The organism is Pseudomonas sp. XS1P51, from assembly GCF_054897845.1.
The window spans coordinates 5,249,904-5,263,070 of sequence record NZ_CM142707.1; the positions used below are offsets into that span (position 1 = coordinate 5,249,904).

10 protein-coding genes are annotated in these 13,167 nt (G+C 60.1%); 8 read left to right on the forward strand and 2 right to left on the reverse strand.

Features of this window, described 5'->3' with window-relative positions:
- Window positions 1-72: 72 nt before the first annotated feature.
- Entirely contained in the window at window positions 73-477 is a 405-nt protein-coding gene (locus ACYZUD_RS24345) for an acyl-CoA thioesterase (RefSeq protein WP_007896491.1), read from the reverse strand.
- 363 nt (window positions 478-840) lie between these two features.
- Between ACYZUD_RS24345 and ACYZUD_RS24350 the strand changes: the two genes are divergently transcribed.
- From ACYZUD_RS24350 to ACYZUD_RS24385, 8 genes are all read left to right on the forward strand, one after another.
- On the forward strand, window positions 841-2,139 hold the full coding sequence (locus ACYZUD_RS24350) for an MFS transporter (RefSeq protein WP_462020513.1): 1,299 nt from the start codon (window positions 841-843) through the stop codon (window positions 2,137-2,139).
- Window positions 2,140-2,380: 241 nt separating this feature from the next.
- Window positions 2,381-3,382 (forward strand): phosphate ABC transporter substrate-binding protein PstS, encoded by a 1,002-nt coding sequence (locus ACYZUD_RS24355; RefSeq protein WP_462020514.1) that lies wholly within the window; start codon window positions 2,381-2,383, stop codon window positions 3,380-3,382.
- 482 nt (window positions 3,383-3,864) lie between these two features.
- On the forward strand, window positions 3,865-5,898 hold the full coding sequence (locus ACYZUD_RS24360; RefSeq protein WP_462025105.1) for an ABC transporter permease subunit: 2,034 nt from the start codon (window positions 3,865-3,867) through the stop codon (window positions 5,896-5,898).
- Window positions 5,899-5,913: 15 nt separating this feature from the next.
- Entirely contained in the window at window positions 5,914-7,584 is a 1,671-nt protein-coding gene (gene pstA / locus ACYZUD_RS24365) for a phosphate ABC transporter permease PstA (protein WP_462020515.1), read from the forward strand.
- A gap of 146 nt (window positions 7,585-7,730) precedes the next feature.
- Entirely contained in the window at window positions 7,731-8,564 is an 834-nt protein-coding gene (pstB, locus tag ACYZUD_RS24370) for a phosphate ABC transporter ATP-binding protein PstB (RefSeq protein WP_462020516.1), read from the forward strand.
- A gap of 71 nt (window positions 8,565-8,635) precedes the next feature.
- The gene (phoU, locus tag ACYZUD_RS24375) at window positions 8,636-9,397 is read left to right on the forward strand and encodes a phosphate signaling complex protein PhoU (RefSeq protein ID WP_462020517.1); all 762 of its coding nucleotides are present in this window, start codon (window positions 8,636-8,638) and stop codon (window positions 9,395-9,397) included.
- 167 nt (window positions 9,398-9,564) lie between these two features.
- On the forward strand, window positions 9,565-10,527 hold the full coding sequence (locus ACYZUD_RS24380; RefSeq protein ID WP_462020518.1) for a response regulator: 963 nt from the start codon (window positions 9,565-9,567) through the stop codon (window positions 10,525-10,527).
- Between the two features lie 211 nt (window positions 10,528-10,738).
- Window positions 10,739-11,635 (forward strand): peptidoglycan DD-metalloendopeptidase family protein, encoded by an 897-nt coding sequence (locus ACYZUD_RS24385; RefSeq protein WP_462020519.1) that lies wholly within the window; start codon window positions 10,739-10,741, stop codon window positions 11,633-11,635.
- 115 nt (window positions 11,636-11,750) lie between these two features.
- On the opposite strand, the gene ACYZUD_RS24390 is transcribed toward ACYZUD_RS24385, so the two are convergent.
- Window positions 11,751-13,091 (reverse strand): hemolysin family protein, encoded by a 1,341-nt coding sequence (locus tag ACYZUD_RS24390; RefSeq protein WP_462020520.1) that lies wholly within the window; start codon window positions 13,089-13,091, stop codon window positions 11,751-11,753.
- Window positions 13,092-13,167 lie beyond the last annotated feature (76 nt).

Sequence of the window (13,167 nt, forward strand, 5' to 3'; positions counted from 1 at the left end):
GGAACAGCTCTCAATCAGGAACAGGACTGCAATGGACCGCGAAACGGTCGCCGTGTTTGACGTTCCCCCGGCTTAACGAGCCCTGGGCGGAACCGAACGGGTGCGACCGCTGCCGTCGATGGCGACGAACACGAATACAGCTTCGGTCACTTTACGCCATTCGCTGGACAGTGGATCGTCGCTCCAGACCTCGACCATCATCTGGATCGAGCTGCGGCCGATTTCCAGCGCCTGGGTGTAGAAGGAGAGCTGAGCGCCCACCGCCACCGGCACCAGGAACGCCATGCGATCGATCGCAACGGTGGCCACGCGACCGCCAGCGACCTTGCTGGCCATTGCGGTGCCGGCCAAATCCATCTGCGCGACCAGCCAGCCGCCGAAAATATCGCCGAAGCCGTTGGTTTCACGAGGTAGCGCGGTAATTTGCAGGGCCAGGTCGCCTTGCGGGATTGGATCTTCTTGTTCGAGCTCTATCATGCCGGGGGTGCCTCTGACCCGTGACTCATCGTAGGTGTAGCGGGTGAATAGCCGTCTTGGAAAAACGATTCAGCCCCGAACATACTACGTTCGTCACGTTTTTCGTAAGGCGCCTAAAGGGAAACTCTGCGAAATCGCCTATATAACCCCGGCAGGCGTTTTCGCACAGCAACCCTTTCAAACTGTCGCAAGATTGCGAGTATATCGGTCGGTAGACTCCGAGACGACCGTCCGGTTCTCATTTTGACCGTCAAATACGCACCTCTATGTGCTTTTTCGAACAATTTGCTATCGTGCCGGACCTGCCCAAGCCTCCGCCAGCGTTGTTGGGGTTGCAGATCCGACTATAAGAGAAGCCTTGCCATGACCACAGCGCCTTCGAGCATCGCGCAGCCTAGCCAATCCGCACGTCCGTTGACCCGCAGCGACTACAAGACTTTATCGCTGTCTGCCCTGGGCGGCGCGCTGGAGTTTTACGACTTCATCATTTTCGTGTTCTTCGCCACGGTGGTCGGCAAGCTGTTCTTTCCGGCCGACATGCCCGAGTGGCTGCGCCTGATGCAGACCTTTGGCATCTTCGCCGCCGGCTACCTGGCGCGGCCGCTGGGTGGCATCGTCATGGCGCACTTCGGTGACCTGCTGGGCCGCAAGAAGATGTTCACCCTGAGTATTTTCATGATGGCGGTGCCGACCCTGATCATGGGCCTGCTGCCGACTTATGCGCAGATCGGCATGTGGGCGCCGATCCTGTTGCTGCTGATGCGGGTAATCCAGGGCGCGGCGATTGGCGGTGAAGTGCCGGGGGCGTGGGTATTCGTTTCCGAACACGTACCGCAGCGCCATATCGGCTACGCCTGCGGCACCCTGACCAGCGGTCTGACCGCCGGCATCCTGCTGGGTTCGCTGGTCGCCACGGCGATCAACAGCATTTACACCCCGGTGGAAGTGTCGGATTACGCCTGGCGGATACCGTTCCTGCTGGGCGGTGTGTTTGGTCTGTTCTCGGTTTACCTGCGTCGCTGGTTGCACGAGACCCCGGTGTTCGCCGAACTGCAACTGCGCAAGGCCCTGGCTGAAGAAGTGCCGCTGCGCGCCGTGTTGCGTGACCATCGCGGGGCGATCCTGATTTCCATGCTGCTGACCTGGCTGCTGTCCGCCGCCATCGTGGTGTTGATTCTGATGACCCCGACGGTGTTGCAGACGGTCCACCACTTCTCGCCAACCACCGCCCTGCAGTCCAACAGTGTGGCAATCGTGTTCCTGAGCATTGGTTGCATCATTTCCGGCGCCCTCGCAGATCGCTTCGGCGCGGGCCGGGTGTTCGTGTTTGGCTGTGCCGCGTTGCTGGCCAGTTCCTGGACCTTCTACCACAGCCTGGCCGACCATCCTGACTGGCTGTTTCCGATGTACGCGTTGACTGGCCTGCTGGTGGGCACCATCGGCGCGGTTCCGTATGTCATGGTCAAGGCATTTCCGCCGGTGGTGCGCTTCAGCGGCCTGTCGTTCTCTTACAACGTGGCTTACGCCATTTTCGGTGGCTTGACGCCGATGATCGTCAGTCTGTTGCTCAAGGAAAGCCCGATGGGCCCTGCGTATTACGTCGCGGTTCTGTGCGGGGTCGGGATTCTGGTGGGGGCGTATCTCTGGAAGAAGGGGCGCTAGGCCGCCTTCCTCATCGACTGTACTGGCCTCATCGCGAGCAGGCTCGCTCCCACAGGGATTTGCGGTAAACACCGAACCACTGTGGGAGCGAGCCTGCTCGCGATGGGGGCGATACAAATCATCCTGCAAAAAGCCAAATGCTGGCCTTTCATCCAATTGTCATATTTCAGCCATAGAGTGTTCACACGGCCTGCTGATACTTGGCCCCGACTTAACACACCTAATCTGCTAGGAGTAAGGCATGAAACTGAAGCGTTTGATGGCGGCAATGACTTTTGTCGCTGCTGGCGTTGCGACTGCCAACGCGGTTGCCGCTGTTGACCCTGCTATCCCGAGCTACACCAAGACCACTGGTGTGTCGGGCAACCTGTCCAGCGTCGGCTCCGATACTCTGGCCAACCTCATGACCTTGTGGGCCGAGAACTACAAAAAAGAATACCCGAACGTCAACATCCAGATTCAGGCCGCTGGCTCCGCCACTGCACCACCTGCGCTGACTGAAGGCACCTCCAACCTGGGCCCGATGAGCCGCAAGATGAAGGACACCGAACTGGCGGCCTTCGAGCAGAAGTACGGCTACAAGCCAACCGCTATCCCGGTTGCGGTGGATGCCCTGGCTGTCTTCGTACACAAAGACAACCCGATCCAGCATCTGACCATGGAGCAAGTTGACGCGATCTTCTCGTCCACTCGTCTGTGCGGCGCCAAGGCCGACGTGAAAACCTGGGGCGACCTGGGTGTGACCGGCGACCTGGCCAACAAGCCGGTTCAACTGTTCGGTCGTAACTCGGTATCCGGCACCTACGGCTACTTCAAAGAAGAAGCCCTGTGCAAAGGCGACTACAAGCCAAACGTCAACGAACAACCAGGTTCGGCTTCGGTCGTGCAGTCGATCAGCTCCTCGCTGAACGGCATCGGTTACTCGGGCATCGGCTACAAGACCGCTAGCGTGAAGACCGTGGCCCTGGCCAAGAAAGGCAGCACTGACTTCATCGAAGACAGCGAAGAAAACGCCCTGAACGGCAAATACCCGCTGTCGCGCTTCCTCTACGTTTACGTCAACAAAGCCCCGAACAAGCCTCTGGCCCCGCTGGAAGCCGAGTTCGTGAAACTGGTTCTGTCCAAGCAGGGCCAGGAAGTTGTGGTGAAAGACGGCTACATCCCGTTGCCAGCCAAGGTTGCTGCAAAAGCACTGGCTGACCTGGGTCTGCAGGAAGGCGGCGCTGAAGTCGCAAAAAAGTAAAACCCTAGGTCCGGGGTAAACCCGGACCTGTGTAGGAGCTGTCGAGGGAACCGAGGCTGCGATCTTTTGATCTGGCTTCCAACTGCAAGATCAAAAGATCGCAGCCTCGGTTCCCTCGGCAGCTCCTACACACCCCCCAAATTTTTGGTCCGCTGCCAGTCCCTACAGGCGGCGGATTTGTTGCGTCACTGCATTGTCATCTTTCTGTCATACAGGATCGCTAGGGTGTGCGCATGAATGATCTGGCCAATTCCACCATGACTACAAATCCCCCCAAGCGAATTGACTTCAATACGCCTGAGCTGCAACGCAAGCGCCGCATCCGCGCGCTCAAAGATCGCCTGACCCGCTGGTACGTCCTCGTGGGCGGCCTCGCCGTCCTCGGCGCGATCACGTTGATCTTCTTTTTCCTCGCCTACGTCGTCCTGCCCCTGTTTCAGGGTGCCGACCTGACTGCCAAGGACGCCATCACGCCTGCCTGGATGCAAGACGCCGGCAAGCCGCTGATGATCTCCCTGGAAGAGCAGAACCAGGTCGCCATGCGGGTTTCCGACAAAGGCCAGGCGCTGTTCTTCGACATCGACAGTGGCGCCGAACTCAAGCGCGTCGATCTGCCGGTCCCGGCCGGCGCCAGCGTGACGTCCATCGGTGAAGACCAGCCCGGTCATCCGCTGGTCGCAGTGGGTTTCTCCAACGGCCAGGCGCTGGTGTTCCGTCACACCTATAAAGTCAGCTACCCGGATGGCAAGAAAACCATCTCGCCGGCCGTCGAATATCCGTACGGCGAAACCCCGATCGCACTGAACGAGGCGGGCGGTGCCCTGGAGCACGTCAGCCTCAACGCCACGGATTCGACCCTGATGCTGGTCGGTTCCACCGGTTCGCAACTCAATGTGCTTTCGCTGACCAGCGAAGAAAACATGATGACCGGCGAAATCACCAGCGAGCAGAAGCGCATCGATCTGCCGCAAATGACCGAGCCGGTGAAGAACATCTTCGTCGACCCGCGTCAGCAATGGCTGTACGTGATTAACGGTCGTGCTCAGGCCGATGTATTCAGCCTGCGCGACAAGAGCCTCAACGGTCGCTACAAGTTGCTCGAAAACGGCGACGCCGAGATTACCGCCAGCACCCAACTGGTGGGCGGTATCTCGCTGATCCTCGGCGATTCCAAAGGTGGTCTGGCCCAGTGGTTCATGGCCCGCGACCCGGATGGCGAATTGCGTCTGAAGCAGATCCGCACCTTCCAGATGGGCACCACGCCGATTGTTGAAATCACCGCCGAAGAACGTCGCAAAGGCTTCATCGCCCTCGACGCCTCCGGCAAGCTCGGCGTGTTCCACAGCACCGCCCACCGCACTTTGCTGGTGGATCAGGTGGTCGACGGCCAGGGCATCTTCGGTCTGTCGCCACGGGCCAACCGGGTGATCGTGGAAGCGGGCGGCAAGATTCAACCGCTGCTGCTCGACAACCCGCACCCGGAAGTGTCCTGGAGCGCGCTGTGGAGCAAGGTCTGGTACGAGAACTACGACGAGCCTAAATACGTCTGGCAATCGACCGCCGCCAACACCGACTTCGAACCCAAGCTGAGCTTGTCGCCGTTGACCTTCGGCACCCTGAAAGCCGCGTTCTACGCCATGTTGCTCGCCGCTCCCCTGGCTGTTGCTGCCGCGATCTACACCGCGTACTTCATGGCCCCGGGCATGCGCCGCAAGGTCAAACCGGTGATCGAGCTGATGGAGGCGATGCCGACGGTGATCCTCGGTTTCTTCGCCGGCCTGTTCCTCGCACCGTATGTAGAAGGGCATTTGCCGGGCATCTTCAGCCTGCTGATGCTGCTGCCGATCGGTATCCTCGTGGCAGGTTTCGTCTTCAGTCGCCTGCCTGAGTCGATCCGCCTGAAAGTGCCGGACGGCTGGGAAAGCGCGATTCTGATTCCGGTGATCCTGTTCGTGGGCTGGCTCTCGCTGTACATGAGCCCGTACATGGAAACCTGGTTCTTCGGTGGCGACATGCGCATGTGGATCTCCCACGACCTGGGCATCACCTACGACCAGCGCAACGCACTGGTGGTCGGCCTGGCCATGGGCTTCGCGGTGATCCCGAACATCTACTCCATCGCCGAAGACGCCGTGTTCAGTGTGCCTCGCGGCCTGACCCTCGGTTCCCTGGCCCTCGGCGCCACGCCGTGGCAGACCATGACTCGCGTGGTGATCCTCACCGCCAGCCCGGGCATCTTCTCGGCGCTGATGATCGGCATGGGCCGTGCGGTCGGTGAAACCATGATCGTGCTGATGGCCACCGGTAACACCCCGGTCATGGAAATGAACCTGTTCGAAGGCTTGCGCACCCTGGCCGCCAACGTCGCGGTGGAAATGCCCGAGTCGGAAGTCGGCGGCAGCCACTACCGCGTGCTGTTCCTCTCGGCGCTGGTGCTGCTGTTGTTCACCTTCGTCATGAACACCCTCGCGGAACTGATTCGTCAGCGTCTGCGCAAGAAATACTCGTCGCTTTAAGAAAGGTAGAAGTCTGTGAAACAGAACTCCCTGAATGGATGGTTCAAGAGCGGCGCCCCCGGCGTCTGGATCAGCGGTGGCGCGGTGTCCATCGCCGTCATCATGACCATTGGCCTGCTCGCGGTGATTGCCGTGCGCGGTCTGGGCCACTTCTGGCCGGCGGACTTGATTCACGCCAGCTACGACGTGCCGGGCCAGGCCAACCACCTCGTCATCGGCGAAGTGGTACAGAAAGAAGAAGTGCCGCGTGCGCGCCTGAAAAGCGCTGGCCTGCCGGTGCCGGATCAAGGCCCGGAGTTCATGACCCGCGAGCTGATCAAGGTCGGCAACCGTGACCTGAACGGTAACGACTTCACCTGGATCGTCGGCGAGTGGCTGACCAACCAGAAGACCCCGCCTGAGCTGATGGCGATCGAACGTCGCGAGTGGGGCAACTTCTATGGCTACCTGGTCAACGTCAAGCAGGACGGCAAGGTCATCGCTGAAGGTGAAGCCGCGTGGCCTGAGTTGCAGGCCCGTGTCGCTCGCGTCAACCAGCTCGCGGGACAGCTCAAGACCCTGGAAAAGGTCGACATCGGTGCGATCAACGCCGGTCTGGAACGCATTCGTCTGCACGGTCGCAAATTGGAACTGGCCGGCCAACTCGACGCCACTGCACAAGCGGACATGGAGTCCGAGCGCGCCGAACTGAACGCACGCTATCAGGACATCGAAGCGCGTCTGAACGACCTGCACGCCCAGTTCAATCGCGACAGCCTGACTGCCCGCGACGCCAACGGCAAAGAGGTCGAAATCGGCATCGGCAAAGTGGTTCACGCCTATCAGCCGAACGCCATGGGCACCTTCACCAAGATCGGTTTCTACTTCAGCAAGATGTGGGAATTCCTGAGCGACGACCCGCGTGAAGCGAATACCGAAGGCGGGATCTTCCCGGCGATTTTCGGCACCGTGATGATGACCCTGATCATGGCGATGATCGTGACGCCGTTCGGTGTGCTGGCGGCGGTTTACTTGCGCGAATATGCCAAGCAGAACGCATTGACGCGGATCATCCGCATCGCCGTGAACAACCTGGCGGGCGTTCCTGCCATCGTTTACGGCGTGTTCGGTCTGGGCTTCTTCGTCTATGTACTCGGCGGTTCGGTTGACCGGTTGTTCTTCCCTGAAGCACTGCCGGCGCCGACCTTCGGTACGCCGGGTCTGCTCTGGGCCTCGCTGACCCTGGCGCTGCTGGCGGTGCCGGTGGTGATCGTGGCCACTGAAGAGGGCCTGGCGCGGATTCCTCGCACCGTGCGTGAAGGCTCGTTGGCCCTCGGCGCGACCAAGGCTGAAACCTTGTGGAAGATCGTGCTGCCGATGGCCAGCCCGGCGATGATGACCGGCATGATCCTCGCCGTGGCGCGCGCCGCCGGTGAAGTGGCGCCGCTGATGTTGGTGGGTGTGGTGAAACTGGCGCCGTCGCTGCCGCTGGATGGCAACTACCCGTACCTTCACCTGGACCAGAAGATCATGCACCTGGGCTTCCACATTTATGACGTCGGTTTCCAGAGCCCGAACGTCGAAGCCGCGCGGCCGCTGGTGTACGCCACGGCGCTGCTGCTGGTGCTGGTGATTGCAACGTTGAACCTGTCGGCCGTTTATATCCGTAACCACCTGCGCGAAAAATACAAAGCGCTGGATAGCTGATTTGCAGCAGCACTGATTTCTATGTGGGAGCGAGCCTGCTCGCGATGGCATCACCGCGGTTTCACAGATGCACCGCGTTGCCTGAATCGCCAGCAGGCTGGCTCCCACAAAAACCGAACCGAATTTGTTAGCACAGGGAGCCTCCCATGCAGCACGAAGCACACACCCACGGCATCAACATGTCGGCACTGGGTCGCGACAAACAGAGCCTTAACCTTGCGCAGGAGACCGTGGCCATCGAAGTGCCGGGCCTGAGCCTGTTCTACGGCGACAAGCAAGCGCTGTACGACGTCAGCCTGAACATCCCGAAACAGCGCGTGACGGCTTTCATCGGCCCGTCCGGCTGCGGCAAGTCCACGCTGCTGCGCACCTTCAACCGCATGAACGACCTGGTCGATGGCTGCCGCGTGGAAGGTGCGATCAACCTCTACGGCAACAACATCTACCGCAAGGGCGAAGACGTGGCCGAGCTGCGTCGTCGCGTCGGCATGGTGTTCCAGAAGCCGAACCCGTTCCCGAAAACCATCTACGAAAACGTGGTTTACGGCTTGCGCATCCAGGGCATCAACAAGAAGCGCATCCTCGACGAAGCGGTCGAGTGGGCGTTGAAAGGCGCGGCACTGTGGGACGAAGTCAAAGACCGTCTGCACGAGTCGGCACTGGGTCTGTCCGGTGGTCAGCAACAACGTCTGGTGATTGCTCGCACCATCGCCGTGGAGCCGGAAGTATTGCTGCTCGACGAACCGTGCTCGGCACTCGACCCGATCTCGACGCTGAAAGTCGAAGAGCTGATCTACGAACTGAAATCGAAGTTCACCATCGTCATCGTGACCCACAACATGCAACAGGCCGCTCGGGTGTCCGACTACACGGCGTTCATGTACATGGGCAAACTGGTGGAATTCGGCGACACCGATACCCTGTTCACCAATCCGGCGAAGAAGCAGACCGAAGACTACATCACTGGTCGCTACGGCTAGGAAGCTGTTGTTGCTCACTGAACTGACGCTGCGGTCCACCGCACCTTACCGGACGCTCCAAGGACGCCAACATGATTAGTAAAGAAGGCCTTACCCATCACATCTCCGCGCAGTTCAACGCTGAGCTGGAGGAAGTTCGCAGCCACCTCCTGGCCATGGGCGGGCTGGTAGAGAAGCAGGTCAATGACGCGGTAACTGCGCTGATCGAGGCCGACTCCGGCCTGGCCCAGCAGGTTCGCGAAATCGACGACCAGATCAACCAGATGGAACGCAACATCGATGAAGAATGCCTGCGCATTCTGGCCCGTCGTCAGCCGGCGGCGTCCGACTTGCGCCTGATCATCAGCATCTCCAAGTCGGTGATCGACCTGGAGCGCATCGGTGACGAGTCGACCAAGATCGCTCGCCGCGCCATCCAGTTGTGCGAAGAAGGCGAAGCGCCGCGCGGTTACGTCGAGGTGCGCCACATCGGCGACCAGGTGCGCAACATGGTTCGCGACGCGCTGGACGCGTTTGCCCGCTTCGATGCCGACCTGGCGTTGTCGGTGGCGCAGTACGACAAGATCATCGACCGCGAATACAAGACCGCCCTGCGTGAACTCGCCACCTACATGATGGAAGACCCACGCTCTATCTCAAGGGTCTTGAGCATTATCTGGGTGCTGCGTTCGCTGGAGCGTATCGGCGATCACGCACGCAATATCTCGGAGTTGGTGATTTACCTGGTGCGCGGCACCGACGTGCGTCACCTTGGGCTCAAGCGCATGAAGGAAGAAGTTGAAGGCACAAGTGCCGAAACCGCTAATGTTCCGGGCAAAGTTGACGATAAGTAATATTGCCTGAGAAAAGCGCCCGGCCTTTTGGCCGGGCGTTTTTGTTTGCGGTTTATGAATTTGAAAGCAGCACCCGCGAACGAAAAGTCCCGGCGTGACTGAAGGTTTTTGGCAATGTGCCATCAGTAAGGCGGTATGCTTGCCGGGATTTTTTAAAGGGGTGATGGATGAGTAAGGTCAGTGTGTTGGTCGTGGACGATGCGTCGTTCATTCGTGACCTGGTGAAGAAGTGCCTGCGCAACTACTTCCCGGGGATCCGGATCGAAGACGCGGTCAACGGCAAAAAGGCTCAGTCCTTGTTGGCGCGGGAAGCGTTCGACCTGGTCCTGTGCGACTGGGAAATGCCGGAAATGTCCGGTCTGGAACTGCTGACCTGGTGTCGCGAGCAGGACAACCTCAAGACCATGCCATTTGTGATGGTGACCAGTCGTGGCGACAAAGAGAACGTCGTTCAGGCGATCCAGGCCGGGGTTTCCGGCTACGTCAGCAAGCCGTTCACCAACGAGCAACTGCTGACCAAGGTCAAGCAGGCGCTGAACAAGGTCGGCAAGCTCGACACCTTGATGAACAGCGCCCCGACCAAAATGAACTCGGCCTTCGGCAACGATTCCCTGAGTGCATTGACGGGCGGCAAGGCTCCCGTGGTCGCGCCAGCAGCAGCGCCAGTCGCCGCCCCGGCCAACCCCTTCGCTAAACCTGCCGCTCCTGCACCTGCCCCGGCTGCTGCACCATCCCGTGGCCTGCTCAACAGCCCGCCGGTCAAGGCACCTGCTGCCTCTGCCGCGCCTTCGGGTGGTCGTGGCCAGGGCCAACTGCGCCTGCCGAACGGCATTCAGCAGTGCGTGATCAAGGCCTTGAGCCTCAAGGAAGCGCTGCTGGTGGTGAAACGCACCGACAGCCTGCCGCAAGTACTCGACAGCGCCGTACTCGACCTGGAGCAGGGGGACAACGCTGAAGTCGCCCGACTGAATGGCTACCTGCACGCCATCGTCGCGCACGAGCAGAAGCCCGACAGCGAATGGCTGCAGCTGACGTTCCGCTTTGTCGATCAGGATGCGCAGAAACTGGATTACATCTCCCGTTTGATAGCACGTGGTACGGCGCAGAAGCATTTCATACCTGGCGCTTAAGTCCGGCGTCGTCTGACCCTAAGTCATCGCGAGCAGGCTCGCTCCCACAGGTACGGTGTGAACCCTGTGGGAGCGAGCCTGCTCGCGATGGGGTCATCTAAGTCACCGCACATCCGGTGAGCCGCCCATTTTGAAACATCTGCCGACTACCCGGGTCCATTGCAGCAGCTAGGCTCCTCCCCAGGCCTTACTCGACAGAACCCTTTCGCCCATGCTCGCGCGCTTGCTGTTTTTCTGTGGTCTGCTCATGGCCGCCACCTCGGCTGTGGCCATGACGATCTTCAAGTCCACCGACGCCAATGGCGTGGTCTCCTACAGCGACCGCCCCACGAAGGGTTCCCAGGTGTTCGTTTTTCGCGATCGCATGGACGAGCACCTTGAGCGGCAGGTGTACCTCGATATCAAGAAGCAGAAGGGCATGGACAGCGTGTTCGTGCGCAACGACCTGTATGCGCCGGTAGAGATCGAATTGAGTTTCGCCGGGTTGCAAAACGTCAGCGGTGCGCCGAGTCGACCGATTCGTCGGGTCATGCCGGCACGCAGCAGCATTCGTCTGGCGCTGCTCACGGCGACGCAAGCCGGAAGGTCGCTCGCGTACACCCCAAAGTTTGAATACTCCTTGGGCGACCCCTCAGGGGCCGCCATGGCCTATCGATACCCGTTGCCCTGGCGTGGCGGGCCGTTTCGGCTGAGTCAGGGCGCCAATGGCCAATACAGCCACTTCGGCCCCAAGAGTCGCTACGCCATGGACATCGCCATGCCGGAAGGTACGCCGATCATCGCGGCGCGGGGCGGTGTCGTGGTCAAAACCGAGAACAAGCAGACCGGGCGCGGCACTGATCCTTCGGGCAATTTCGTGCGGGTGCTGCACGATGACGGGACCATGGGCGTGTACCTGCACCTCAAGCGAGGTTCGGTGAGCGTACGGGAGGGGCAGAGAGTGGCGGTGGGCAGTGCGTTGGCACTGTCGGGCAATACCGGCAACAGCAGCGGGCCGCACCTGCATTTCGTGGTGCAGCGCAATACCGGGTTGGGGCTGGTGTCGATTCCGTACCAGTTCAATCAACCGGTGGGGGCGTTGCCCAACTTTGCGTTGGGCAAGCAGTGAGGCCAAAAAGCAAAAGATCGCAGCCTTCGGCAGCTCCTACATGGGATTGCAATACACCTGTAGGAGCTGCCGAAGGCTGCGATCTTTTGGGATCAATGCAGTCACCCGCATTGCATCAATCGAGCATCAACACCTTGGCCAAAATGATCTTCGGCCCTTTCATCTTCTTGATGATGATCCGCAGACCTTCAACTTCCAGCACTTCTTCCTCTTCCGGCACCCGTTTCAGGGTTTCATAAATCAGCCCGGCGAGGGTTTCGGCTTCGACGTGGTCCAGGTCGATACCCAGAAGTCGTTCAACCTTGAACAGCGGTGTATCGCCCCGTACCAGCAGCTTGCCCGGCTGGTACGCGAGGATGCCGCGCTCGGCCTTGCGGTGTTCGTCCTGAATGTCGCCCACCAGCACTTCCAGCACGTCTTCCATGGTCAGGTAGCCGATGATGTTGCCATCGGCTTCTTCGACCAGGGCGAAGTGCGAACCGCCCTTGCGGAACTGCTCCAGCAACTGCGACAACGGCATGTGCCGCGATACGCGCTCCAGCGGACGGGTCAGTTCGGCGAGGTTGAACGACTCGGGGATGTGGTCCAGGGCCGCCAGTTCCAGCAGCAGATCCTTGATGTGCAGCAGGCCGACGAACTCCTGACGATCGCTGTCGTACACCGGATAACGGCTGAACTTGTGGCGACGGAACATCGCCAGGATTTCCTTGAGCGGCGCGTTGAACTCCAGCGTCACCAGGTCTTCCCGGGAGTTGGCCCAGTCGACCACTTCCAGCTCGCCCATTTCCACGGCCGATGCCAAAACGCGCATGCCTTGGTCGCTCGGGTCCTGGCCACGGCTGGAGTGCAGGATCAGTTTCAGTTCTTCACGACTGTAATGGTGCTCGTGATGGGGGCCGGGCTCACCTTGGCCGGCGATCCGCAGGATCGTGTTGGCGCTGGCGTTGAGCAGGTAGATGGCCGGGTACATGGCCCAGTAGAACAGGTACAACGGCACGGCAGTCCAGAGCGATAGCAACTCGGGTTTACGGATGGCCCAGGATTTCGGAGCCAGCTCGCCGACCACGATGTGCAGATACGAAATGATGAAGAACGCCGTGAAGAACGACACGCCTTTGACCACTTCGGCGGACTCTACGCCAACGGCGCTCAGTACCGGCTCGAGGATGTGCGCGAACGCCGGCTCGCCGACCCAGCCAAGGCCAAGGGAGGCGAGCGTGATACCCAACTGGCAGGCCGAGAGGTAGGCATCGAGCTGACTGTGAACGGTGCGCAGGATGTGTCCGCGCCAGCCGTTTTTTTCAGCGATGGCCTCGACCCGGGTCGAGCGCAATTTGACCATGGCGAATTCCGCCGCAACGAAAAATCCGTTGAGCAAAACCAGGATCAGAGCAAAAAGAATCATGCCGAAATCGGCGAAGAGTGTCGCGAGGGTGAAGCCAGGGGATGGGTCCATGATGGAGTTTTGCGGGTTCCGTGTATTCGAAAGGAAAGAAAAAAGTGCGCCTGAAGGGCAGGCACAAGTCAGCCAA